A 24,824-nucleotide genomic window follows, 5' to 3' on the forward strand; every position below is an offset into this window, starting at 1 on the left:
CATTTACGTTACTGACAGAGACGATTCCATCCAGGAAGGTGACCATGTCACGTCTATTCGGAAAAGAGTATACACGCAGGGAACTGCTCGATCTCGTCGGCGACATGAGCCAGGTGGCCCACGCCCGGTACGGCGAACTGCGCGAAGGCAGCGACCGGGGCGCCGATCTCATCGAGGTATTCAACGCCTCGGGCCTGTGTTTCTCCCTGCTGCCGGGACGGGCACTTGACGTGGCCTCGGCCCACTACAAAGGCATGTCGCTCTGCTTCCGCGGCAATACGGGTGACGTGGGACCGTCATTCTACGAACCGCAGGGCTACGGCTGGATGCGCGGGTTCTACGGCGGGTTGGTCCTGAGCTGCGGGATGACGTTCACGGGACATCCGGAAGTCGATCCCGAAGAAGAAAACGAAGAACTCGGCCTCCACGGGCGCCTGTCCTTCCTTCCAGCCCGGCAGGTCCATACCGATGGCCAGTGGGACGGCGACGACTATGTCATCAAAGTGCGCGGAAAGATCCGGGAAGCCGTCGTCTTCGGCACCAACCTGGAACTCACCCGTGAAATCTCGACGGTCCTGGGCGAGAAATCGCTGCACATCCACGACCGGATTCACAACCAATCCGTCGATCGCTCACCCCTGATGTTCGTCTATCATTGCAACCCCGGTTTCCCCATCCTCGACGAGGGCACACGCGTCGTCATCGACAGCAAAAAATCAACCGAATGGCTCGAAGACCGGGAGGTCGACCCAGAGACGTTTTCTACGGTCTCAGCACCAGCCGACGAAGCGCACGACGACGTCTACGTCCTCCGTCCCCGGGCCGATGCCAGCGGTCTGTGCCACGTAGGACTGATCAACGACCGACTAGGTCTGGGTCTGTACTGGTCCTTCCCCAAGGCCGAAATCCCCCTCGTAAGCCACTGGCAGCACTTCCACAAGGGAACCTACGTCACCGGCATCGAACCGGGCAACGTCAGTATGCTCGGCCGGGCCTGGAACCGCAAGAACGGCTACCTGCAGCACATCGAGCCCGACGAAGTGCGCGATTTTCACCTTGAGATCGGTGTGTTGGAAGGTGCTGAGGAGATTGCGGCGTTCGAGGCGAAGGTTGGGTGAGGGGATCCTCACTGGCCGGGTCAACGTTGTCTCCGCATCAAAATCGGATGAACGGGGTGGGCCGCCTATCGTCGACCTGCGCCGGTTGCTCTGCCTTAATCCTGACGACAATCATCTCGCATAGACTAAGGTTCGATAACAGGTTGGATGGTGTGTTTGGCCTGCGTAGACAGGTTATCAAGAACCAGTGAGGTAGGTTTTTGGATGGGACGCATCGATTCGTATTTGATCTGCGCCACCCCACGTACGGGCAGTACCTTGTTGTGTGGATTGATGGCGTCCACGAAAGTCGCGGGTCAGCCCGAGTCGTACTTCCGACAACCCGATGAGCAGTTGTGGGCTGAGCGATGGGACATTGTCCGCTCTTCCGATAGGATCTTCGAGTATTCCGAGTTCATACGTGCTGCCCTCGCCGCGGGCAGGTCAGAAAACGGAGTATTTGCCGCCCGGATTATGTGGGGTACTTTGGATTATTTGTTCGACAGACTGGGTACCGTCTATCCTGCTCCCGCTGGTCACGATATCGAACTGTTGAACCAGGCGCTCGGCCATACGGGGTTCATCTATCTGCAACGAGACGATGTGCTGGCGCAGGCTGTGTCGTGGCACCGGGCTGAGCAATCCAGTGTTTGGCACCAGACCGATCGGGAGAAGCTGAAACAGCCGGTAATAAAACCACGTTTCGACTTCGATCTGATCCATAAGTTGGTGCAAGTGATAGAAGATCACAATTCGTCTTGGAGGGCGTGGTTTGCTTCCGCTGGAATTCAGCCGCATATGGTGCGGTATGAAGACCTGGACGCTGACCCCGTCAAAGTAGTCTGTGAAATCCTTGACTTCCTCGGCCTCAAGCTACCACCCGGACGCCAGATTTCGACTCATAACAGACGTCTTGCAGACGAACTCAACGCCGAATGGATTGACCGCTACCGAGCAGGAATCAAAGAACGGATTGATACTTCCTCGGAGTCCGGACATGACAAGTACGCTTAACACGGACATCGGAACGGTGTTATTAGGAATCTGGCATCATCCGACCAGCATTTGAACTTCGCGCCGACAGAATTCCGCTCTCGCTCAGAGGTTTCGCCACCGGACAGGTTGCACGAGCATTGAGCACCGCGCGTTTGCACTTAACAGTAAGCTAAACATGACCAACGAAAGTAAGATCGCCATCTGTTCCGGAACGCTTACTGCTTTGGCTTCGATCGTGTGCGCCATGGCTATCATTCCGTCGGTCGCCCATGCTCAAAACTTCTCAGAAAGCGGTCCTTCTCTCCAGACCGAGACCACCAAATCCGCATCCGGTCTCACCACCCACCGAACTCCTTTCTATCTTCGGGCCGGTGCGAGCCTCGATCTGTCCTCGACAACCAGGTTCGGGGACAGGAACTGTCTGAGTACGTCTCCTGCGGCGCTCTACGGGTGTGGAACAGGGGGCGACGGCATCGCGAGAGGTACGCGGGGTGATTACAGCATGGCGGGCGGTGTCGAGGTCGGCCTCGGATACGTCGCGACACCGGGTCTGCGCCTGGAAACGTCCATATCCTACCGTCCGAGTTTCGCCTTCGAAGGGACCGCCAACTTCCTTCAGACCGATGCACTACAGTCCGTATCGGCGGACCTGCAGGCCGCTTCCGGTACGGTCACCGCGTACATGGATTTCATAGCGCACGGTCCCTTTAGTGTGTTCGCGGGTGCCGGCGCGGGACTGCATTATGTCGATATCAGCGAATACCTTATGACGTTTCCCAGGACGCAGACCATCGTTCCGGACGGCCGGCGGGTCGATTTCTCCGTAATGCTGGCAGCCGGAGTGGCTACGTCTCTTTCGGATAGGATCACGCTCGATCTTGCATGGCGATACGTGAATTGGGGAATCGTAGAGACCGGAAGAGCCACCGGCCGGGTCATCTGGAAGGACGGCAGCCGCGAACCGCTGGAGTTAGACCTCGCCGAAACCTGGGCGATGCTCAGAGGGCAGGGATTCAGGATGTCGCTGCGCTATGGGTTTTGAACTCTCCGCCGGCTAACCAGGATTGTGCGAAGACGCTTTCTGTCCCGGACTCAGAGAATCTACTCACACCACTCCCCACGCCACCTTCCCATCCTCTCTTATCCGTTCTTCCCGGTAACCCTCTGCGATCTCGAAATCTCGGGCCAGCCAGAGCGCGTCCCGCTGCTCAGGTGCAAGCGCCTCGATCAGTTCATCGGTAAGCACATCCTCGAAACGGAACCGGTGGTCGTTACTCGCTCCATCTCGAAACAGCCAGTGGCTCATCGACCTGCCTTCATTCGAGGTATTGAGCCCGGTCGCGTGAAAGATCCTTGAATCACGTACGATGAGTTGATCCGGCCTGACCTCGAGCGGGATCTCTCCCGGCAATTCCACGTCCACAAGGCCATCGACCCAGTATTCCTCGGGATATCCCTGGTCGCGCCGCCGACGTTCCGCTTCCTCCTTGAACCGGTCGGCGGACCCGATGTGACTGCCGGGAATGACCCGGAGACAGCCCTGCTCGACCGATGCGCCCGAGAAGTAGTGCATGAACTCGGTGTAGACCATTTCACTGTCGCGGTGCCACCAGAACGAGTGGTCGGGCGCCAGTTCATTGATGCCGCCGTTGCGGAGATAGACATCGTCGTCGCCGGAGAGTTGCCTGGCCATTTCGAGGATTTCCGGATGGAGCATGATCTTCAGGAAAGGCAGGGCATGGTCGAGCGCGCACCAGTAGGAGCCGGGAATCTGCGGAGCCAGCCGATAATGATTCCGTCGGGTATCTGCGGTGACCGACTCAGGATCGATGGCAACCTTTTCCACGGCACTCTGGCAGTCCTGCGTAAGGGTCTGCGGAAAGGGGCAGTCGACAATGACACATCCGTCCCGGTGATACGCTTCGAGTTGTGACAACGACAGTTTCAAGGACGTTCCTTTCTCCGAAATGGCTACGTCATACTTCGATTTTCAGTCCCATCTCCAGCGTCTCACGTGGAAAATCTCCCAGATGCTGTTTATTCACCACGATGCGGTATGCGTCTTCGACCAGATGGCCGAATTTCAGCGGGATTTCTCGCCGCGCCGAGTGTGGCATAGCGAGGTCTCCCAGCGCGTTGACCACGGACAGTTCTATGGCATTGTCCGACCATCCCGTCACTTCCGCGGTGACACCGTCTATGGCAACCGCTTTCCTGGATGAACCGTCCACCCACACGCCGCCGAAATGCCGCTCCAGGTAAGCAGTCGCGGCGAGGCCGCCGCCGGGCCCCCAATTGAAGCCCGTCCAGCCACCGCCTTCGCCGGAATGCACCTCTGGATCGCCGTGCATGAGGCTTTCGGGGGACAACCCGATTCCCGGCTTCACCTGTACCTGTTCCGCCATGGTCACACGGTAGTCGTTGATGTCGTTGGCGTGGTTCTCCTCCATGTCCATGGCGGCAAAGGAGGCGCGGCTGGCGGCCACGGCCCGCTCGAGGTATTCGTTCTTGCCCGTTGCCAGGTAGTAGTCCGCGTAGGTGGGCACCATGCGGGACTGCCGGCCGTCGTTCCATTCCCCGTCGCAGTTCATCACGCCGAAACCGCCGAAGAGGTAGGCCTTGCCGAACCGGTTCGGCGCCCACACCTGCTGGAACAGGGACAGCAAGCCCAGGCAGTACTCGCCCTGCCGCAGCCACAGTCTGTCCTCCGTCAGCCGGTACAGGGCGAGGAAGTGATCCGCTGCCCACTGAATAGCCAGCGTATTGACCGGCGGGATCCCGTTGAGTGGATCGACCCAGTACAGGGGTCTCGGCGCGCAGGAATAGAAGAGTTCGAAATCCTGAAACTTCATCCGCGGTACGATTTCCCGGTTCATAAACGCGCCGGCCTTCACGGCAGCCCGTTCCATTTCAGGATCTCCAACGATACGGGCGGTCTTCGCCAGCACCGCGCCGCCGATCGCCGTCGGTGCGTCTTCTTTCAGTTGCGGCGCGGGGTGGAGCTGACGGTCGAAATAGGTGGGGATAGCGCCGGACGGAAGCTGGGCGTCAACCAGGAACCGGCAGAAATCGATGATCCAATGCAGAACTTCTGACCCGCGTTCGAGATCGGGGTATTGCTCATACCAGTAAAGCATCCACCAGGCCGTAACGCCCATGGACTGGAGGTCATATCCATCCATCGGGTGCGCGGGCCACGAGGTCCAGTACATGGCCCCTTCCCAGGATGCTGTATCTACATTGTATACACAGGGGAAAGTGCCGTCTCGCCTGGGCGAAGAAAGCCGCAGATGGATCATGCCCTCCGCGATGGAAGAGAGATGGTCGTCCTCCCATTTCCTTCCGTAATGCATGAGTCCGAAGCCCGCCTGAAAGTCATTCTCCCAGGCATGGTAGTTGACTCCTCTGCGCCAGGTGTTGTCGATGCCATAACCCTTTCGAATACCGAAAGATACGGGCTTTGTCCACAGTTTTAGTTCATGCCTGTAGCTGTACCGTCTTCCGTACTCCTCGAAGGGCATGACCTGGGGCCGAATGTCCTTCAAGTACCGCGACCCGTATTTGTCCCACAACAACTCCGTGACCTGGGCCACGATCGATTCAGGACCCTCGCCGGTGCCGATCAGGAGATCAAAGCCATAGGTGATCTCGGTCCCGCTGACCGGTGCGGCATCATCACGGGCCGTCAGCACGTGTCCGTCCGGTTTCCATCTGCAGATTCCATAGGAAATGCGGGGGAGCCCGTAGGTCTCTCCACTGCCGGGATGATGCCAGGCGCGCAGGTCGAGGGCGTGGGGCAGGTCCGGGTGCTCCTGCATGCGGTCCAGATCGGGCACGATGGCGGCATAGACGCCGTGGGCCAATACGATTGCGCAGGGCGAACGGAAGAACCAATCGCCGGCCACGTGATCCTCATGGTCGTGCAAACCCGGCAGCCATGCGAAATCCAGGGGCAGAGCGTAGCCCATCGCCCGGTCATTGGGCATGAAGTAATAGTGGTTCATGAGCCGTGCGAGGAGCACGCCCGAACGTGTGAGGCAATCGCGTACCTCGACGCGGAACCGGTTGGCGGACTCGACGGTTATCCGTTCTTCGATCCTGTGAACACCGATCTTTCCGCGGCGGATGAGTCCGTTCGTACCCAGTTCGGCGATTTCCGTGTAGACCGCGCCCGATTCACCCGTTGAGGGCGCGATTTCCAGGTCTTCAACTGACGACCCCTCGTCTTTTTCCCAGGGCCGGTGCTTGTTTACGGCCCGGTGGGACAGCACGGTGCGCCAGCCACGCTCAGGATCACAGACTTCGAAACGTAGGAGGTGGGCATCCCCGTGCTGCATTGGCAAAATCCGCAGGTGTTCGGTACAGATCATGGGATGGTTCTCTCAGGGTATCTGTTCCTGCTCCGGTTTTGCTTCGGAGGGCAGTACGGTGGGGCGGAAGGAAACGCTGACGGCGCTCCTTTCCAAGAAAATACAATGCGGCCAGCGCCGATTCAATCAGATTGCCGGCCCCTTGTTCCGGCACGCCAATTTCGTTGACGCTGGTTCGCCGGATTCCTATACTCGAATCATATTACGGGTTCGACAGTCAACGGATTCATAGTCGCGAAAACCACGTTTTTCACCACGCATCACTCACCACGCACCACTCAGTTCATCCCGGAGCAAACCATGGCCATACCCTATGACGAATGCCTGCGGCGGTTGCGGGCGCAGGTATCCGAAGGCAAGCCGATCATCGGCACCGGCGCCGGCACGGGGCTTTCCGCCAAGTGCGCGGAGGCCGGAGGCGCCGACATCATCATCATCTACAACTCCGGGCGCTATCGAATGGGCGGGCGCGGTTCGCTATCGGGCATGATGCCCTACGGGGATGCCAACCAGGTGGTGGTGGAGATGGGCCAGGAGGTCCTGACCATCGTGGAGGACGCCCCCGTGCTGGCGGGGGTCTGCGGTACGGATCCCTTCCGCATCATGAGCGTCTTCGTCCGGCAGCTCAAGGACCAGGGCTTCTCGGGTGTGCAGAATTTCCCCACGGTCGGCCTCATCGACGGGCTGTTCCGTCAGAACCTGGAAGAGACGAACATGGGATACGACCTGGAGGTTGAAATGATCGCGGAGGCGCACCAGGCCGGACTCCTCACCTGTCCCTACGTCTTCGACGAGGAGGAGGCGGTGAAGATGGCCGAGGCAGGCGCGGACGTGCTCGTGCCCCATATGGGTCTGACCACCAGCGGTACGATCGGCGCGCAGACGGCCATGACGCTGGCGGAGGCCGCCGTCAAAGTCCAGGCCATCCGGGACGCGGCCGTCGGGGTGAGGGAAGACATCCTCGTATTGTGCCACGGCGGGCCGATCGCCGAACCCGATGATGCCGAATACGTGCTGAGTAACACGACCGGAGTCGTCGGTTTCTTCGGGGCGTCGAGCATCGAGCGCCTTCCCGTGGAACGGGCGCTGACGGAACAGGTCCGTCACTTCAAGGGACTGGCCATTTAAGTCTGTACGGGTTTGGACGGGCCGATTGCGGCACCGCGCCGAGCGCTAACCAAAGGAGGCAGCCATGCCAGAACCGGGCCTTCGATTCGTAGAACCGGACGACGTGGAAACCATGATGTTCGACTGGGGCAATATCAAGTGGTTCAGCGAGCCCCGGGTGACCGAGACCGATCGCTTCAGCATGGGACTGGTCGTGCTTGAGCCCGGCAAGGGCCACGAGCGGCACAACCACCCCGGCGTGGAGGAGATCCTCTACTACATATCCGGGGAAGGCGAGCAGATGGTGGAGGAAGACGGGCAGGAGATACGACGGAAGGTCGGACCCGGCATGATGTGCCATATTCCCGCCGACATGTACCACGAAACGATCAACACGGGATGGGAACCCATGCGCATCATCGCCATCTACTGTCCGCCCGGTCCCGAAGCCTTTCTCCGTACCCTACCCGGCTGCCGCATCGCACCTCCGGGCGAGTTGCCCGTGCGGGAGTAACCGATAACAAATGAACCCCATCCATATCATCGGAGTGCCGCTCGACCTCGGCGCGGGACGCCGCGGCGTCGACATGGGCCCATCCGCCATGCGCATCGCCGGCGTGGGCGAAAGGGTCTCCGCCCTGGGGAGAACAGTGACGGACCGGGGCGACCTGTCCGCGCCCATCCGGGAACTGTGCAGCCCGGGCGACGCCTCCAGGAAGTACATCGAAGACATCGCGGAGGTCTGCCGCAACCTTTACGATACGGCGCTAGCCGTGCACCGCGAAGGCGCGGTGCCCATCGTCCTGGGCGGCGATCACAGTCTTGCCGCCGGTTCGGTGGTGGCCACGGCCACGCGCGCCCGAGACGACGGCGAACGCATCGGCCTGCTGTGGGTGGACGCCCACGGGGACATGAACACGCCTGGCATCAGCGCGAGCGGCAACGTCCACGGGATGGCGCTGTCCGCACTGCTGGGCGGCGAGCCCGCCGAACTGTCGGGTTTCGGTCCGGCCGGTCCGGCCGTCGAAGCGGAGCACACCGTACTCGTCGGCGTTCGCAACCTTGACCCCGCCGAGCGCAACCTGGTGCTCGAGTCCGGTATCCAAGTCTACACGATGAAAGACGTGGACCAGCTTGGGATGGCGCGGGTAGCTCAGAAAGCGTTGGAACTTGCGGGGAACGGCACGGCGGGCGTGCACGTGTCCTTCGACCTTGACGTGTGCGATCCGGGCATCGCACCGGGGGTGGGTACGCCGGGTAAGGGCGGACTGAGCTACCGGGAGGCCCACCTGCTCATGGAAACGGTGGCCGACAGCGGACTGCTGCGCGCCCTGGACATGGTCGAGCTGAATCCCATCCTCGACATGGGGAACGCCACGGCCGAACTGGGCGTGGAACTCCTGCTGTCAGCGCTCGGCCGCGGGATCCTGTAGCCCGTCTGATCCGTCCTTACTTGCGACGCCTTCAGCTGGCTGCTTCAAACACGCAACGAGTTGTCGGGCGAGTGCCGGCGTGCACGTGCTGTCGTCGGTCAGGCCCGGGTGACCGCCCCCGTGGCCGCCGAAGAGACAAGCCGGGCGTACTTGGTCATGACGCCGTCGCCGAAACGGGATGACCGTTCGGTCCAGTCGGAAATGCGTTCGGCGATGACCTCGTCGGGCAACTCCACGTCCAGTCGGCGGGACGCCACGTCGAAGACCACCGTGTCTCCGTCGCGCAGCGCGGCGATGGGACCGCGCACCGCGGCTTCAGGCGCGACGTGCCCGACCATGAAGCCGTGGGTCGCGCCGGAAAAACGGCCGTCGGTCATGAGCGCGACCGATTCTCCCAGGCCCCGGCCGACGAGGGCGCCGGTGACGGCCAGCATTTCGCGCATGCCCGGGCCGCCCTTCGGTCCCTCGTAGCGGATGACCACCACGTCATTGGGTTGTATCCCCCCGTTCATCACCTCCGCCATGGCGTCTTCCTCGCAGTCGAACACCCGTGCGGGGCCCCGATGGTGGGTCTTCTCGTGGCCCGCGACCTTCAGGACACAGCCTTCGGGGGCAAGGTTGCCCTTGAGGATCACGTAGCCGCCGGTGGGCTTGAGCGGGTCCTCGAGGTTCCGGACGACCACCTGGCCCGGCGTCTCGGACGCCTGTGCGGCTTCCTCGGCGATGGTCCGGCCCGAAACGGTGATCGCATCCTCGTGGAGCATGCCGCCTTCCAGCATGCGCTTGGCCACGAGCCGGTTGCCGCCCGCCGCGAACAGGTCATTGGCGACGAAACGTCCACCCGGTTTCAGGTCGGCGAGCAGCGGCGTCTTCTCGCTGATCCGATCGAAATCCTCGATCTGCAGGTCCACGCCTGACTCCTGGGCGACGGCCAACAGGTGCAGCACGCTGTTGGTGGAACCTCCGGTGGTGAGCACGGCGGCGATGGCGTTTTCGAAGGCCTGCCGGGTCATGATATCCCGCGGGCAGAGGTTCCTTCGCACCAGTTCCATGACCTGTCGTCCGCATTCGCGGCCCACCTCCGGCTTGTCCGGGTGGGTGGCGGGTACGCTCGCGCTGCCGATGGGCGAGATCCCCAGCATCTCGAAGGCGATGGCCATGGTATTGGCCGTGAACTGGCCGCCGCAGGCACCGGCGCCCGGACAGGCGTGATCTTCCATGTCCTTGAGCTCCAGGTCGGTCATCCTTCCCGAAGCGTGGGCGCCCACCGCTTCGAACACGTCCTGGATGGTGACGTCGTGCTGCTGGAAGCTGCCCGGCATGATCGAGCCGCCGTAGAGCATCAGGGACGGCACGTTCACCCGGCCGAGGGCCATGACCGTGCCCGGGATCGTCTTGTCGCAGCCGGACAGGGCGATCAGGCCGTCGAACATGTTCCCGATCGTGACCAGCTCGATGGAATCGGCGATCACCTCGCGGCTGACCAGCGAAGCCTTCATGCCCTGGCTGCCCATGGTGATTCCGTCGGAGATGGAGACGGTGTTGAACTCCATGGGCGTGCCGCCGGCCTCCCGGACGCCCTCCTTCACGTATTCGGCCAGGTCGCGCAGGTGGTAGGTGCAGGGACCGATTTCGATCCAGGTGTTGGCGATCCCGATAATCGGCCGAGCCAGGTCCGCGTCGGTGAACCCGGATGCCTTGAGCATGGCCCGGGCCGGGGCGCGAGAGGGCCCGTCGGTGATCGTTCTGCTGTGTCTCTTTCCATCGTCTGCCATTTTTCGGTCTCCGTTCTGCTTGAAAGGTTTATATAGTCCGTATCGGCCGCCGGCCACCCGGCCGCAGCAAGGCTCGATCGGCGGCAGCAAAGCGCGATCGACGCTACTTGAGCGTGATTATGAAGGCCGTCAGCCTACCCACCTGTTCTTCCGTCAAATGATCGTAGTCTGGCATCAGTCCCGTGAAGTGATCGAACCGGGGATTCCGCAGGTGCTCTGCGAACCAGGCCTTGATCCGCTCTTCGCCCTGCGTGCCAAGCACCTGCTCGTAACGCGGCGCGAAAAAGGCGTGTGCATCCGGTCTGGCCACCCGGAGCGAATCCAGATGATGCTGGTACGCCGTGTCGGTCAGGCGGGCGGAAAGCCGGGGAATCAGCCCGGCCAGGTCGGGTCCCCGGGAAATCCCTCCGCCGATGGCGTGGCACGTTGCACAGCCCTGCAGCCGGAAGAGTCTTCTGCCGTGCTCCGCCGGCGTGCGGGGTTCGCCCGCTCCGTCCGTCCCGTACATGAAGACCACGGCGACCGCCATGAGGACCGCGCCGACACCGAAGAGGGTCACCAGGACGCTGAATCGCATCGATCTCCTTCAGGGGTCGATTCTAGCCGTGTACTTCCACCCCGGACATTCGTTCCAGGGATTTCACCAGGGCCTGCGTGCCCTCGTCGCCCTCGCCCGCGGCCTCGACGGCATTGAACAACTGGTGGGCGAGGCTCGCGCCGGGCAGTCCCAGTCCGAGCTCCGAGGCGGCGCCGAGTACGAGCCGCAAGTCCTTCTGCTGCAGTTTCACCATGAATCCCGGATCGAAGTCCCGCTTTATGATGCGCGGCGCCAGGTTGGACAGCTGCCAGGAACCCGCGGCGCCCCCGCTGATCGCGGCGAGCATCTTCTCCATGTCCAGGCCGGCTTTGGCGGCCAGGATGAGCGCTTCCGCCATGGCGAGGTTCGTTACGCTGACCGCCACCTGGTTGCACAGCTTGGTCATCTGTCCCGCGCCGTGATCGCCGATCAGGTTGATGCTCTTGCCCATGGCTTCGAAGACGGGCAAGCACCGTTCGAAGACCTCCTGCCTGCCGCCCACCATGATGGACAGGGTCCCCGCGATCGCCCCGGTGTCGCCGCCGCTGACCGGCGCATCGAGCATGTCGGCGCCCTTCTCCCTGAGCGCCGCGGCCATCGTCCGCGTGGCCGAGGGGGAGATGGTGCTCATGTCGATGACCACCGAACCCGGACTGATGCCCTCGATGATCCCGCCTTCACCCAGGATCACCTTCTCCACGTCCGGCGTGTCGGTCACGATCGTGATGATCACGTCCGACTTGCCCGCCGTTTCTTCCGGGCTGTCGGCCCAGACCGCGCCTTCCGACAGCAGCTGCCCGGCCCGCGATTTCGTCCGGGTATTCACGGTGCAGGCATAACCCGCCTTCATGAGGTTGCGACACATCGGCTCGCCCATGATGCCGAGGCCGATGAAACCGATTCTTTCCGCCATGGTGTGGATTCCTTATGGTTTTCCGGTTGGAAGTGAATGTGGATTCGCGAACACAGAATGTCCGTCCTGCCTGGGTGGACCGGCCAGTTCAACCATCGCCTGCGTTCCGTCGAACTGTAGAACAGGCGATTCCGGCGAACCTGATGATCCGGGTGTACCGGGCGGCTTGCTTACAGGAAGCTACGCGGCCAATAAACTACGCGACCCACCCGCCGTCAACCGGCGGCCGGCGCGAAGCCGCAGAAGGCTTCGTAGTCGATTAACTCGGTTATCGTGGGATTCTCGCCGCACAGGGGACAGGACGGATCCTTCTGGACGTTGAAGGTCTGGAAGGTCATGTCCAGCGCGTCGTACATCAGGATCCGGCCAATGAGCGGATCGCCCTGGTCGAGTATGAGCTTGAGGGTCTCGGTGGCCTGAATGAGTCCCACCGTCCCGGGAAGGACACCGAGCACGCCCGCTTCGTCACAACTGGGGACGGCGCCGGGTGGCGGCGGTTCGGGATAGAGACAGCGGTAACAGGGTCCCCGGTCCGGATGAAACACCGTGGCGTAACCGTCGAACTGGTAGATACTGCCGTGGACGTTCGGCTTGCCGGCCAGCACGCAGGCGTCGTTCACCAGGTACCGTGTCGGGAAATTGTCGCAACCGTCGACGATGATGTCGTAATCCTTGATGATCTCCATGATGTTGTCGGCCATGAGGCGGGTTTCATGGAGGATCACGTTGCAGTCGGGGTTCAGGTCGTTGATCGTCTCCTGGGCGGACACCACCTTGGGACGGCCGATGTCGGACGTACCGTGGATGATCTGCCGCTGCAGGTTCGTCACGTCCACCACGTCGAAGTCGACGAGCCCGATGGTGCCCACTCCGGCGGCCGCGAGGTAGTAAGCTGCCGGGGATCCCAGTCCGCCCGATCCCACCAGCAGCACCCTGGCGTCGAGGATCTTCACCTGGCCCTTCTCCCCGATCTCGGGCACGATCAGGTGCCGGGAATACCGGAGGCGTTCTTCCTTGCTCAAGTTCCGCTCCTGGACCGTGGGTAAACCGGCGGCGCTCCATCCCGTATATCCTTCCCGCATGGAGATGACATTGGTGTATCCCATGGCTTCCAGCGACTGCGCCGCCAGCGCCGAGCGGTTGCCGCCAGCGCAATACAGCACGATTTCCCGGTTCCGGTCGCTCTCGGTGTTTTCGATCCTGAGCTCCAGAAATCCCCTTGGAATATGGGTCGCTCCGACGATGACGCCCTGGTCGACTTCGTCCTGTTCGCGTACGTCGATCAGGACCAGGTCGGCGTTCCGATCCAGCTTTTCCTTGAGTTCTTCCATGGACATCTCATTCACTTCGCCCTTGACCTGGGCTAGGAGTTCCTGAGATGACATCCGCTGACTCATGATGATCTCCTGCTATCCGCCGATGGAGGACATGGTCCGTTCCGGCTGGACGAAATCGGGTTCGTTGATGTGATGGCCCGGTTCCTTGTTCCGTACGGCCTCGATCACCGTCTCGGCGATCTCGGCGTCCGAGGCACCGCCCCGCAGCAGGGCCTTGATATCGGTTTCGTTAATGGAGAACAGGCAGGTCCTGAGCTTGCCGTCCGCCGTTATGCGTATGCGGTTGCAACTGCCGCAGAAGGGTTCGCTGACCGAAGCGATGAGTCCGATCTCGCCCTGTCCGTCCCGGAACCGGAACAGGTCGGCCGGTTCCCGCTGGTTGGGCCGCTTCACGGCGTCCAGGGGCCACTGCGCGCTTATTCGTTCGATAATCTCGGCACCGTCCAGCACCTGGTCTCGCGTCCAGGAACGGTCTGCGTCCAGCGGCATGAACTCGATGAAGCGCACCTGGTACGGTCCCGTACGCGCCAGTTTCGCAAAATCGAGGAGTTCGTCCTCGGTATATCCCTTCATGGCGACCACATTGATCTTGATCGGAAGCTGGAAATGCCGGGTCGCCTCTTCCAATCCGTCGAGTACCTTGTGCAGGACGTCGCGGCGGGTCATCTCCTTGAACTTCTCCTCGTCCAGCGTATCCAGGCTGACGTTGATCCGGGGCAGTCCCGCCTCGCGCAGGTCGTGTGACATCTTCTTGAGCAGGAATCCGTTGGTCGTCATGGCCATGTCACGGACGCCGGGTATCTCCGCGAGCATGCGCACCAGTACCGGCAGGTCCTTCCGGACGGTCGGCTCTCCACCGGTCAACCTCAGCTTGGAGATGCCCAGCCCGGTGACGATACCGACGAAACGCGTGATTTCCTCGAAGGTCAGGATCTCTTCGCGTGGCTGGAAGATCATCCCCACTTCGGGCATGCAGTAGATACAGCGGAAATTACACTGATCCGTCACCGATATCCGAAGGTTGTTGATCGTTCGACCGAAACTGTCCGTCAGCTGGTAACTCATGCTATATCTCGTGACCGTGCGGGCGGCCTTGAATGACACTATGTTTAGTGATTGAATTCACTTGATTTGAACGGTTTAATATACACGCAGAACACATTTCCGTAAAGGGAAAACTGACTACCGGCCGGCTGTGTTCAGGACGAATCAAGTATGCGGTAGAACATGTGGCGGGAAGTCTTCAATGTGATGATTCGACGCCAGCCCTAGCCCCTCCTCTTCCGCCAGATCAACCAGAACGGCAGGCCGGTAACGATAAAGGCGAGGTCGATCAGGGAGTTGTACCATTCGAAGGTGGCGCGCAGCACCACGAGGACGACGATGCCCGCCAGGAAGAGAGACGGCGTCCAGGGATAGAGCGGCACCCGGTACCCGCCCTCGGCGCCGACGCCCATACGGCGAAGCCTGAACAGGGCCAGGGTGTTGGCCCCGAAGAAGATGAGCACCGCGAACACCATTCCCGCCATGATGGTCTCGAAGGTCCCCCGGAAAAGGAGAATGACCGTTCCCCACACAGCGTGGGCGATGATGGCCCGCGAAGGCGTGCGGTACACGGGATGGATGTAGTCCAGCCACTTGAAGAAGAGCCCATCCCGCGCCATGGCGTAATAGACCCGTGTGGCGGTCATGAAGGTCCCGTTCATGCTGCCGGTCGTGGAGATCATGACGGTGACGGCGATGAACCCCGCGCCGAGGGGCCCCAGCAGCAGGACGGCCGTGTCCGAAGCCACGATGCTGCTCGACCGGACGCCTTCCATGCCGAGGGTCTGGTGATAGAGGAGATTCGCGAGGACATAGATCAGGACGATCGCGGTGATCCCCACGAACATGGTCAGGGGTATGGTACGCCGGGGGTCCTTCATCTCTCCCGCCGAGTAGCCCACCCGTTCGAATCCCATGTAGGCGAAGACTACCATGAAGGCGGCGGCGATGATATTGCCGACGGGCCCCAGCGTGCCAGTCGGCGCCGCGACGGTGCCCAGCAGGTTCTCACCCCCGTAATCCAGCGTAAATCCAAGCGCCACGAGGAGCATCAGGCCGGCGACCTTGAGCACCGTGGTCAGGCGCTGGTAGAAGCCGGCCCGGTGCACGCCCACGTAGTTCAGGATGGTCAGCAGCAGGATAATGAACAGGGCGACGGCTATCCGTTCGACGTGCGTCATCTCGACGAAATAGGTAAAATAGTTGACGGTCACGATGGCCAGGCCGGCGAGGGGGCTGGTGCGGATTATGAACAGCTGGGACCAGCCGAACATGAACCCGGCGAAGGGACCGAAAGCGCGGCTGATGTACATGTACTCGCCGCCCGTGTCCGGCATCCGGCTGCCCAGTTCCGCGTAGACCAGGCCGCCTATGAAAATGAAGGCACCGCCCGCGACCCAGAGCCAGAGGATGGGCGTGAAGGACCCGGTGAAGCCGGCGATGATCTGGGGCGCCGAAAAGATCCCGGCCCCAATGGTAATGCCGACGAGGATGGCGATGCCGTCGAATAGCCCAAGGGACTTGCGCAGCGTTGGGCGGAAAGGTTTTGCATGCGATTGGGACATGTTTGGGATTGCCTGGCGTGGTTGAAGAGCCGACTTGGGTGAGCGGGGCGGCTCAGGTGAGCAGGACGGCTCAGGTGAGCGGGACGAGCCGGATGACCTGGACGACGCGGGTGAGCGGGACGGATCACCACCAACCTATCTTCCCCCATCCCAGGTGTCAAGAGACCCGGTCTGATCATCCTGCGCTTTTCTATTGACCCGGGTAAGAAAGGGTGGTCATTTTAAAGGAAACACGCACAACCCCATACAAGGAAGCACGTACTATGTCCTCCCACGCCTTCTCGGTCCGTGCCCTCCTCCTCGTTTTCTTCTGCGCGGCGGCCTGCGGCGGCGACGAAAACGCCCAGGTTCAGATCGCCGAAGGTCCTGTGGTCAACAGCCTGGGGAAGCAGTTGCCGCCCGACGCCGCACCGCTCCACGAACAGATCCTGATGTACTTCATCGAAGAACCCAAGACGCTGGACGTGAGCCTGGACAATTACGGCGTCAAGGGCTCGGATCCCTTCTTATTCGAACGCCTTACCATGTTTGACGAGGACGATGTCCTCAGGGCCGGTGCGGCCGACCGGTGGGAGCCGTCCGAGGACGGGCGGACCTGGACGTTCCATCTCAGGGAAGGGGCCCGGTGGAGCGACGGCAGAGTGGTGACCGCCCACGATTTCGAATATACCTTCAAGCGCTTCCTGGACCCGGACGAAGGCAATGTGTTCGCCTTCCTCTTCTACAACATCAAGAACGCGCGGGACTTCAATCATGGCAAGATCACCGACCGGGACTCGGTGGGCGTGCGCGCCATCGACGACCTGACCCTCGAGATCGAAGCCGAAGCGCCCTGTCCCTATCTTCCCCACATCATGGCCTACAATTCCGCGGCACCGGTACCCCCGTGGCAGGTGGAGAAACACGGCCGCCGCTGGACCGAGCCGGGGAACATGGTCACCAATTACAGTTACAAGCTGGATGAATGGATCACGGACCGGTACATTTCCTACGAGCTGAATCCTTACTACAACGGTCCCTACCCGGGCTATCTTGAGCAAATCAAGCTGAAGTTCATCATCGCCGGCACCCACCCCGGCATCACGCCTTACGAAAACAACGAGGTCGATCGCCAGGGCGTCTTTGCCCAGTACCTGGGCGAGATCGACAACAGTCCCGAACTGACTCGGGAATTGACCTCCAATCCCCACTTCCAGACCTGGTACCTCTTCTTCCAGACCGCCGTGCCCCCCTTCGACGACGTGCGGATCCGAAGGGCCGTCAGCCACGCCATCGACCGGGAGACCATCTGCCGGGTCATCCTGCAGGGGCACGGCACGCCCGCCTATACGATGCTTCCACCCAACTTCCCCGGGTACACGGGCGACGAGCTCAAGGCCATACAGCGTTTCGATCCGCCCGAGGCCCGGCGTCTGCTCGCGGAAGCCGGCTATCCGGACGGAAGGGGACTTCCGCCCATCGAATTCTGGCTGCGCCAGGCGGATGCGACCCAGATGTCCATCGCACAGGCGGTCCAGGGCATGCTGAATGAGACCCTCGGCATGCGCGTCGAGATCCGGAACCAGGAGATCGGCCTTTACATGGACAACATGTACCAGTATACCATCCCTTTCGGACTGATACCCTACCAGTACGATTATCCCGATCCCGACAACATGCTGTCCCAGGTCTGGCATTCCCAGCCGGTTGGCCACGGGCGGCACGACTGGAAAAACGACACCTTCGACCGGTTGCTGCAGGCAGGCGGCACAACCCTGGACCACGATCAGCGCATGGCGTATTACGCGCAGGCGGAGCGCATCCTGGTGGAGGACGTGGGCGGCGTATTCATCTACCACACCCATGTGCTGAACCTCCGCAAGCCCTGGTTCAAGGGACTCGATCCAAATGCCTGGGGTCAGGATCTCTTCTGGGGTAACCGGACCACCATGATGGATATCTATATAGGTAACAACGTCGAAAAACGGGTGTTTTGAGCCGGGGTTGCATGACTGCGGAATTTGCCTTAAAATACCTTGACGCCCCGACCGGGCGAATATTATAGTTTTGTAAGTTTCCAGAGAGCCGGCAGTATTACGCAGGCGCCGGTTCGGCTATACCCGATCCAAATCCGCAACAATCAATACCACAAACAGTTCGGCGGGACAGCATCCGGCTGTCTTCAACCGGTCTGCACTCGGTACCGGAGAACGTTCATGGCCAAGTCCACCCAGTCGGGAGTCAACATTTCCCGGGTTGGATCACGGAATTCCGGTGATGACCGATCGCTCGATACCTACCTGAAGGAAATCAGGACCATACCGGTCTTGAACCTGCAAGAGGAAATGGCGCTGGCGCGCGACGCGCGCAACGGCGTGAACGGCGCCATCAACAAGCTGATCCAGGCCAACCTGCGGTTCGTCGTCGTGGTGGCCAGGCAGTACCAGAACCAGGGCCTGCCGCTGTCCGACCTGATCAACGAGGGCAATATCGGCCTGATCAAGGCCGCGCAGCGCTATGACGAGCACAAAGGTTTCAAATTCATTTCCTACGCGGTCTGGTGGGTGCGGCAGGCGATCATGCAGGCCCTGGCCGAACAGTCCCGGATCTTCCGCCTTCCGTTGAACCGGGCCGAGGAACTGCGACGGATCAACAAGGTCGTACGGGGCCTGAAACAGGAACTGGGCCGGGAGCCCACGACCCACGAAATCGCGGGCAAGTTGTCGCTGGACCACCGTGATGTGGTCGACATCATGCGGACCTTCAGTCCCCACCTTTCGCTCGACGCGCCTTTTTCACCGGGAGAAGAGGGGCGCCTGCTCGACGTGATCGAAGACACGACCATCGAATCGCCGGATACGCCGGTCATGGAGAAGTCGCTAAAAGAAGAAGTGGTCTGGGCCCTTAATACGCTGACGGACCGCGAAGCCGCCGTGATCCGTTCCTATTTCGGGATCAACCGGGAAAAGCCGATGACCCTGGACGAAATCGGGAAGCAGTTCGGCTTGACGCGGGAAAGGGTGCGCCAGATCAAGGAACGGGCGATCCGGCGATTGCGCCACACGTCCCGCAGTGTCCGGCTGCACGCTTACATGAGTTGAATCCGGCTTCCAGTTCCAATTATCTCGTTCCTGCGGTCTTGCGCAGGTTTTTTTGTGCCGGAATGGCACGGTACAGACAGGCACCGATCCACCCATGAGACACCTGATCGGCATCGACATCGGCACTTCTGGCATCAAGACGATCATCGTCGACGAACGGGGCGGCCTGGCGGCCCGGGCCTTCGAGGAAATCCCGCTGCACACGCCCCGTCCCAACTGGGCCGAACAGGATCCGGCGGACTGGTGGCGCGCGGCGTCGAATACGGTGCGCGAAGCCATGAGCACCGCCGGCGTAGCGGCCGAATCCATCGCCGGAATCGGCCTGTCGGGACAAATGCACAGTTCAGTCCTGCTGGATGAACGGGACGAGGTGCTCCGGCCTTCCATCCTGTGGTGCGATACGCGGACGTCCGATCAGTGCCGCTGGATCACGGAACAGGCGGGCGAGGAGAACCTGGTGGACTGGGTGTCCAATCCGGCCCTCGAAGGCTTCACCGCGCCCAAGCTGGTCTGGGTCCGCGACCACGAACCCCAGGTATACGACCGCATCCGGAGGGTCCTGCTGCCCAAGGACTACATCCGGTTGCGCATGACCGGCGAATTCGCCATGGAAGTCTCCGACGCCGCGGGCACGCTGCTGTTCGACGTACGGGAGCGGAGATGGTCCGGCGCCATGCTGGACGCCATCGGCCTGCCACCGGAGTTCCTGCCGCCTACCTTCGAATCCATCGACGTCTGCGGCCACGTGACGGAAGAGGTGGCCGCGGATATGGGACTGAAGCCCGGCACACCCGTCGTCGGCGGCGGGGCCGACAACACCTGTGGCGCCGTGGGCGCCGGCATCGTCCGCTCCGGTCGGATACTGGCCAGCCTGGGTACGTCGGGCGTGGTCTTCGCCCACACCGACGACGTCCGCGTGGACCCGGAACTGCGTGTCCATACCTTCTGCCACAGCGTGCCCGACAAGTGGTACCTCATGGGGGTTACCCTCTTCGCGGGCGGCGCCTTCCAGTGGCTACGCAATACCCTGGGCGAAGTCGAGGTCAGTGCGGCCCGGATGCTGGACACCGATCCCTATGAGCTGCTGACGGCCCAGGCGGCCCGCGCGCCGGCGGGCAGCGAGGGCCTTGTGTTTCTTCCCTACCTCATGGGCGAGCGCACCCCCCACAAGGACGCCAACGCGCGGGGCGCGTTCATCGGCATCACCGGACGGCACGGACGGCCTCACATGATCCGCTCCGTGATGGAGGGCGTGACCTTCGCCCTGCGGGATTCCATCGAAATCATGCGGGAGCTCGGCCTGTCCGTCGCGCAGGTACGTTCCACGGGCGGCGGTGCACGGAGCAGCCTCTGGCGGCAGATCCAGGCCGATGTCTACGGGGCGGAAGTCGTTACCGTGAACGCCGAGGAAGGGCCCGCCTTCGGCGCCGCCATCCTGGCCGCGGTCGGCACCGGCGTGTACGGCACGGTCGAGGAAGCCGCGGACGACCTGGTCGACGTCGTGTCCAGGACGGAGCCGGACCCGGAGGCTTCGGAACGCTACGAGGAGTGTTACGGCATCTTCAGATCCATGTACCCGGCCCTTAAACCGGGCTTCGACGCCCTGGGCGGCATGGTGGAAAAGCAAAGGAGCAGGAATTGAACATACACGAATTCCAGGCGAAGGGCCTCTTCGCCCGGCACGGGATGGCGATCCCGCGGGAACAGGTGGCCCGGACGCCCGAAGACGCCCGGCGTATCGCGAAGGAACTGGGCACGCGGGTGGTGGTCAAGGCTCAGGTGCACGTCGGCGGACGGGGCAAGGCGGGCGGCGTGAAACTGGCCTCGACGCCCGATGAAGCCTTCGAAGTCGCGGGCCGGATCCTGGGCATGGACATCAAGGGGCTGACGGTCCGGCAGGTCCTCGTGGCCGAAGCGGTGGAGATCGAACACGAAGCCTACGTTGGGATCATCCTCGACCGGCAGACCCGGCGGCCGGTGTTCATGGTCAGCGCGGCGGGCGGCGTCGATATCGAGGAAGTCGCCCGGGATACGCCGGAGAAGATCCACAAACTGGCCGTCGACCCCCTGCTCGGGCTGCTCCCGTTCCAGGCCCGGTCCCTGGCTTACAAACTCTATTCCGATCCCGCGCAGGTCAAACAGGCCGCCGGCATGCTCGCCCGGCTCTACGACGCCTTTATCGAAAGCGACGCGTCCCTGGCGGAGATCAACCCCCTCGTGACCACGCCGGAAGGCAAGTTGTGGGCGCTGGACGGCAAGATGAACATCGACGACAACGCCCTGTTCAGGCACGAGACGATCGAGGACATGCGCGATCCCGAATCCGAAGAGCCCACCGAGGCCGAGGCACGGGACGCGGACCTCAGCTTCGTCAAACTCGACGGCGACATCGGGTGCATCGTCAACGGCGCGGGCCTGGCCATGGCGACCATGGACATGGTGAAGTTCTACGGGGGCATGCCCGCCAACTTTCTCGATATCGGCGGCAGCTCGAACCCGGACAAGGTCGTCACCGCCATGAACATCATCACGTCCGACGACCGGGTAAAGGCCGTGCTCTTCAACATATTCGGCGGGATCACGCGCTGCGACGACGTGGCCAACGGCATCGTGACCGCCCTGGACCGCATCGCCGCCGGTCCCGGCGGACCGCTCACGCTGCCCATCGTCATCCGGCTCACCGGGACCAACGAAGCGGAGGGCCGGAAGATACTCGAATCCGTGGGGCTCGTCGCCGTAGACACCATGGCGGAAGCCGTTCAGAAGGCCGTAGCGCTCGGGAAGGGGACAAAATGAGCATCCTGGTTGACGCAAACACCCGCGTCGTCGTGCAGGGGATCACCGGCAGGGACGGTTCCTTCCACACGCGCCAGATGGCGGCCTACGGCACGAACATCGTGTCCGGAGTCACTCCGGGGAAGGGCGGCCAGGACCTGGACGGTATCCCGGTCTACGATACCCTCGGGGAAGCAGCCTCGGCGACTGGTGCCAACACGTCCATCATCTACGTCCGCCCCGCCTTCGCGGCCGACGCGATCCACGAGGCCATCGACGCCGAAATGGACCTGGTGATCTGCATCACGGAAGGCATCCCAACGCTGGACATGGCCCGTGTCTACGCCGTACTGCAGCGCTCCGGCGTACGGCTCCTGGGACCGAACTGCCCCGGCGCCATCACACCCGGGGTCACCAAGGTGGGCATCATGCCCGGCCATATCCATCGTCCCGGCAACGTGGGCGTGGTCTCCCGCAGCGGAACGCTGACCTACGAGATCGTCCACCAGTTGACGTCCGCGGGCATCGGCCAGTCGACCTGCCTGGGTATCGGCGGCGATCCGATCATCGGCACGGGTTTCATCGACGCTCTCGAAGCCTTCGAAGCGGACCCGGATACCCACGCCGTGGTGATGATCGGCGAGATCGGCGGCTCCGACGAGGAACGGGCGGCCGAGTTCGTGCGGCAGCACATGAAGAAGCCGGTAGTCGGTTTCATAGCGGGCCGCACCGCGCCTCCCGGCAAGCGCATGGGGCACGCCGGCGCGATCATATCGGGGGGAACGGGCGGCGCCGAGGAGAAAGTGAGCGCGCTGAACGAGGCGGGCATTCCGGTAGCCGACCGGTCGGCCGATGTGGTGGATTTGATCCGGTCCGCACTTGCCTGATCCGGGGATTTTCCTCTTGACATGACAGGGGTAACCTCCCTATTATTAGTGGCTTCCGGCTGATTGGGGTATAGTCCGGCGCATCCGGAATGTGGCGTTTGAATCGCAAGTGGAACGTGGTCGTAGTCCCGTGAACAAGCCGTCAATATGCAAATAGCGATCGAGCATCTGGCCGAAGGTCTGCATCTCATCCACCTGGAAGACACGCCCGCCGCCGATTTCATTCCGGACGAGGAATGCCGTTTCGCTTCACCCATCAAGGTGGACGGCACGCTGACAGTCTCCGAGAATTCGCTCGTGCTGCAGGCCGACATCGCGGTCTCCATGACTTTCTCCTGCGGTAGGTGCCTCGAAGAGGTCGAAGAACATATCAGCGGAGAAATCGCGACCTACTACGAGAAGACCGACCGGGCCATACCCGATGGCGAGGAGCTGACCGAATCGGACGACGTGGAAATCCTGGACTACAGCGCGAAGACGATCGACCTCAGTCGGCGCATCGCCGAACTCGTCAACCTGAATATCCCCATGAAACCCCTGTGCAGCGAAGCATGCAAGGGCCTCTGTCCCGATTGCGGCAGGAACCTCAACGAGAGCGCCTGCAGTTGCGGTACGCGGCAGATGGACCCACGCTGGCACACCTTGAAAACGTTATTGAAGGAGGACTAAAGCATGGCCCTGCCCAAGCGACGCCAATCTCGGGCACGGAGTCGTAAGCGCCGTACGCACTGGGTGCTGCAGATGCCGACGCTGGTGGAATGCTCCCATTGCGGGGAGATGAAACGCGCGCACCGCGTTTGTCCCCACTGCGGACACTACCAGGGAAGGGAAGTCCAGGAAGTCGAAGCGATTTAGGTTCGGCGCCGATACCCATGACCCAAGCCAGGATCGCCTTCTTGTTTCCGGGCCAGGCCTCGCAGTACGTCGGCATGGGCCGGGACCTGCACGACCGGTATCCGCAGGTTCGATCGCTTTACCAGCAGGCCCGCGAGATCACCGGTGCCGATATTGTCGGCGTCTCCTTCGACGGTCCCGCCGAAACCCTGAAGCAAACGAACTACACGCAGCTGGCCATCCTGGTGCACAGCGTGGCGGTCGCATCCTTGCTGAAAGCGCATGGGATCGAACCGGATTTTGTCGCCGGCCACAGCCTGGGCGAGTATTCGGCGCTGGTGGCGGCCGGCGTCCTTAATTTCGAGGAGTCGCTGCGCCTGGTCCGACTGCGCAGTGCACTGATGCACGAGGCCGGGCAGCTCCGTCGGGGAACCATGGCGGCCGTGATCGGCCTGTCTCCACGAGAGATCGACGAAGTCTGCCGGACCGCCTGCGCGGAAGACGAACCCGTTCAACCGGCGAACTACAACGCGCCGGTGCAAACCGTCATCGCCGGCGCGGTACCGGCCGTGCAACGTGCGATGGACGGCGCCCGGGCAGCGGGAGCAAAGCGGGTTGTTCCGCTCAAGGTCAGCGGCGCCTTCCACTCCGAACTCATGGAATACGCGCGCCATGGCCTTGCCGAGGCGATCGAAAAGGCCCCCTTTGCCTGCGCGGAAACGCCGGTGGTGGCCAACGTAACCGGCCGGGCCGTGACGGAGCCCGATGAAATCCGCCGCCTGCTGATCGAACAGCTGACCCGCCCCGTGCGCTGGGCGGAATCGATGCAGACGCTGGCCGATCACGAAGTGGACACCGTGGTGGAAGCAGGACCGGGCAGTGTGCTCACGGGGCTGATGAAGCGGATGCACCGCGGCATCCGCGTTCTGAACGCGGACAAACTCGCCGACGTCACGGCCGTGGCGGAAACGATCGGCCGGCCCGTGGCGGATCGGTTGGAATCGCGGTAACCCGGTTTCGTTTCGCAGATAACG

General features: G+C 62.1%; 22 protein-coding genes. 14 read left to right on the forward strand and 8 right to left on the reverse strand.

The window, feature by feature from the left end; genetic code table 11:
- Window positions 1-44: 44 nt before the first annotated feature.
- From F4X08_08505 to F4X08_08515, 3 genes are all read left to right on the forward strand, one after another.
- On the forward strand, window positions 45-1,118 hold the full coding sequence (locus tag F4X08_08505; GenBank protein MYD25841.1) for a DUF4432 family protein: 1,074 nt from the start codon (window positions 45-47) through the stop codon (window positions 1,116-1,118).
- Window positions 1,119-1,265: 147 nt separating this feature from the next.
- Window positions 1,266-2,111 (forward strand): hypothetical protein, encoded by an 846-nt coding sequence (locus tag F4X08_08510; protein ID MYD25842.1) that lies wholly within the window; start codon window positions 1,266-1,268, stop codon window positions 2,109-2,111.
- Window positions 2,112-2,268: 157 nt separating this feature from the next.
- Window positions 2,269-3,135 carry a porin family protein gene (locus F4X08_08515; GenBank protein MYD25843.1) on the forward strand — a complete coding sequence of 289 codons (867 nt, stop codon included), beginning with the start codon at window positions 2,269-2,271 and terminating at the stop codon, window positions 3,133-3,135.
- 63 nt (window positions 3,136-3,198) lie between these two features.
- Here F4X08_08515 and F4X08_08520 read toward each other — a convergent pair whose 3' ends face one another.
- Entirely contained in the window at window positions 3,199-4,062 is an 864-nt protein-coding gene (locus F4X08_08520; GenBank protein MYD25844.1) for a phytanoyl-CoA dioxygenase family protein, read from the reverse strand.
- A gap of 7 nt (window positions 4,063-4,069) precedes the next feature.
- Window positions 4,070-6,430 carry a hypothetical protein gene (locus F4X08_08525; GenBank protein MYD25845.1) on the reverse strand — a complete coding sequence of 787 codons (2,361 nt, stop codon included), beginning with the start codon at window positions 6,428-6,430 and terminating at the stop codon, window positions 4,070-4,072.
- A 333-nt stretch (window positions 6,431-6,763) separates the two neighbouring features.
- Between F4X08_08525 and F4X08_08530 the strand changes: the two genes are divergently transcribed.
- The 3 genes from F4X08_08530 to rocF all read left to right on the forward strand — a co-directional run bounded on the left by F4X08_08530 (window position 6,764) and on the right by rocF (window position 9,003).
- Window positions 6,764-7,591: a phosphoenolpyruvate hydrolase family protein gene (locus F4X08_08530; protein ID MYD25846.1), complete on the forward strand. Its 828-nt coding sequence runs from the start codon at window positions 6,764-6,766 to the stop codon at window positions 7,589-7,591.
- A gap of 64 nt (window positions 7,592-7,655) precedes the next feature.
- Window positions 7,656-8,084, forward strand: coding sequence for a cupin domain-containing protein (locus F4X08_08535; GenBank protein ID MYD25847.1), 429 nt, complete (start codon window positions 7,656-7,658; stop codon window positions 8,082-8,084).
- Between the two features lie 10 nt (window positions 8,085-8,094).
- Window positions 8,095-9,003, forward strand: a complete 909-nt coding sequence (rocF, locus tag F4X08_08540) for an arginase (GenBank protein ID MYD25848.1) — start codon at window positions 8,095-8,097, stop codon at window positions 9,001-9,003.
- A 98-nt stretch (window positions 9,004-9,101) separates the two neighbouring features.
- Here the strand turns inward: rocF and ilvD are convergent, their stop codons facing one another.
- The 6 genes from ilvD to F4X08_08570 all read right to left on the reverse strand — a co-directional run bounded on the left by ilvD (window position 9,102) and on the right by F4X08_08570 (window position 16,214).
- Window positions 9,102-10,778: a dihydroxy-acid dehydratase gene (ilvD, locus tag F4X08_08545; protein MYD25849.1), complete on the reverse strand. Its 1,677-nt coding sequence runs from the start codon at window positions 10,776-10,778 to the stop codon at window positions 9,102-9,104.
- 103 nt (window positions 10,779-10,881) lie between these two features.
- Complete coding sequence (locus F4X08_08550) at window positions 10,882-11,355, reverse strand: cytochrome c (protein ID MYD25850.1); 474 nt, start codon at window positions 11,353-11,355, stop codon at window positions 10,882-10,884.
- Between the two features lie 22 nt (window positions 11,356-11,377).
- Entirely contained in the window at window positions 11,378-12,268 is an 891-nt protein-coding gene (locus tag F4X08_08555) for an NAD-binding protein (GenBank protein ID MYD25851.1), read from the reverse strand.
- A 215-nt stretch (window positions 12,269-12,483) separates the two neighbouring features.
- Complete coding sequence (gene moeB, locus F4X08_08560; protein MYD25852.1) at window positions 12,484-13,665, reverse strand: molybdopterin-synthase adenylyltransferase MoeB; 1,182 nt, start codon at window positions 13,663-13,665, stop codon at window positions 12,484-12,486.
- A 12-nt stretch (window positions 13,666-13,677) separates the two neighbouring features.
- Window positions 13,678-14,670 carry a GTP 3',8-cyclase MoaA gene (moaA, locus tag F4X08_08565; GenBank protein MYD25853.1) on the reverse strand — a complete coding sequence of 331 codons (993 nt, stop codon included), beginning with the start codon at window positions 14,668-14,670 and terminating at the stop codon, window positions 13,678-13,680.
- A gap of 203 nt (window positions 14,671-14,873) precedes the next feature.
- The gene (locus F4X08_08570) at window positions 14,874-16,214 is read right to left on the reverse strand and encodes an amino acid permease (GenBank protein MYD25854.1); all 1,341 of its coding nucleotides are present in this window, start codon (window positions 16,212-16,214) and stop codon (window positions 14,874-14,876) included.
- Window positions 16,215-16,477: 263 nt separating this feature from the next.
- Here F4X08_08570 and F4X08_08575 point away from each other — a divergent pair, with 263 nt between their 5' ends.
- From F4X08_08575 to fabD, 8 genes are all read left to right on the forward strand, one after another.
- Window positions 16,478-18,190 carry a peptide ABC transporter substrate-binding protein gene (locus F4X08_08575; GenBank protein ID MYD25855.1) on the forward strand — a complete coding sequence of 571 codons (1,713 nt, stop codon included), beginning with the start codon at window positions 16,478-16,480 and terminating at the stop codon, window positions 18,188-18,190.
- Window positions 18,191-18,409: 219 nt separating this feature from the next.
- On the forward strand, window positions 18,410-19,294 hold the full coding sequence (locus F4X08_08580; GenBank protein ID MYD25856.1) for a sigma-70 family RNA polymerase sigma factor: 885 nt from the start codon (window positions 18,410-18,412) through the stop codon (window positions 19,292-19,294).
- Between the two features lie 94 nt (window positions 19,295-19,388).
- The gene (gene xylB / locus F4X08_08585; GenBank protein ID MYD25857.1) at window positions 19,389-20,936 is read left to right on the forward strand and encodes a xylulokinase; all 1,548 of its coding nucleotides are present in this window, start codon (window positions 19,389-19,391) and stop codon (window positions 20,934-20,936) included.
- On the forward strand, window positions 20,933-22,090 hold the full coding sequence (gene sucC, locus F4X08_08590; protein ID MYD25858.1) for an ADP-forming succinate--CoA ligase subunit beta: 1,158 nt from the start codon (window positions 20,933-20,935) through the stop codon (window positions 22,088-22,090). The genes xylB and sucC overlap by 4 nt, the downstream gene beginning before the upstream one ends.
- Window positions 22,087-22,956 carry a succinate--CoA ligase subunit alpha gene (gene sucD, locus F4X08_08595; protein ID MYD25859.1) on the forward strand — a complete coding sequence of 290 codons (870 nt, stop codon included), beginning with the start codon at window positions 22,087-22,089 and terminating at the stop codon, window positions 22,954-22,956. The genes sucC and sucD overlap by 4 nt, the downstream gene beginning before the upstream one ends.
- Window positions 22,957-23,103: 147 nt before the next feature.
- The gene (locus F4X08_08600; GenBank protein ID MYD25860.1) at window positions 23,104-23,625 is read left to right on the forward strand and encodes a DUF177 domain-containing protein; all 522 of its coding nucleotides are present in this window, start codon (window positions 23,104-23,106) and stop codon (window positions 23,623-23,625) included.
- Window positions 23,626-23,628: 3 nt separating this feature from the next.
- A complete protein-coding gene (locus F4X08_08605) occupies window positions 23,629-23,811 on the forward strand; it encodes a 50S ribosomal protein L32 (GenBank protein ID MYD25861.1) in 183 nt (60 codons plus the stop codon).
- 17 nt (window positions 23,812-23,828) lie between these two features.
- The gene (gene fabD, locus F4X08_08610) at window positions 23,829-24,800 is read left to right on the forward strand and encodes an ACP S-malonyltransferase (protein ID MYD25862.1); all 972 of its coding nucleotides are present in this window, start codon (window positions 23,829-23,831) and stop codon (window positions 24,798-24,800) included.
- Window positions 24,801-24,824: the final 24 nt, after the last annotated feature.

The sequence above is a fragment of the Gemmatimonadota bacterium genome, assembly GCA_009841265.1.
Taxonomy (GTDB): Bacteria; JAAXHH01; JAAXHH01; order JAAXHH01; family JAAXHH01; genus JAAXHH01.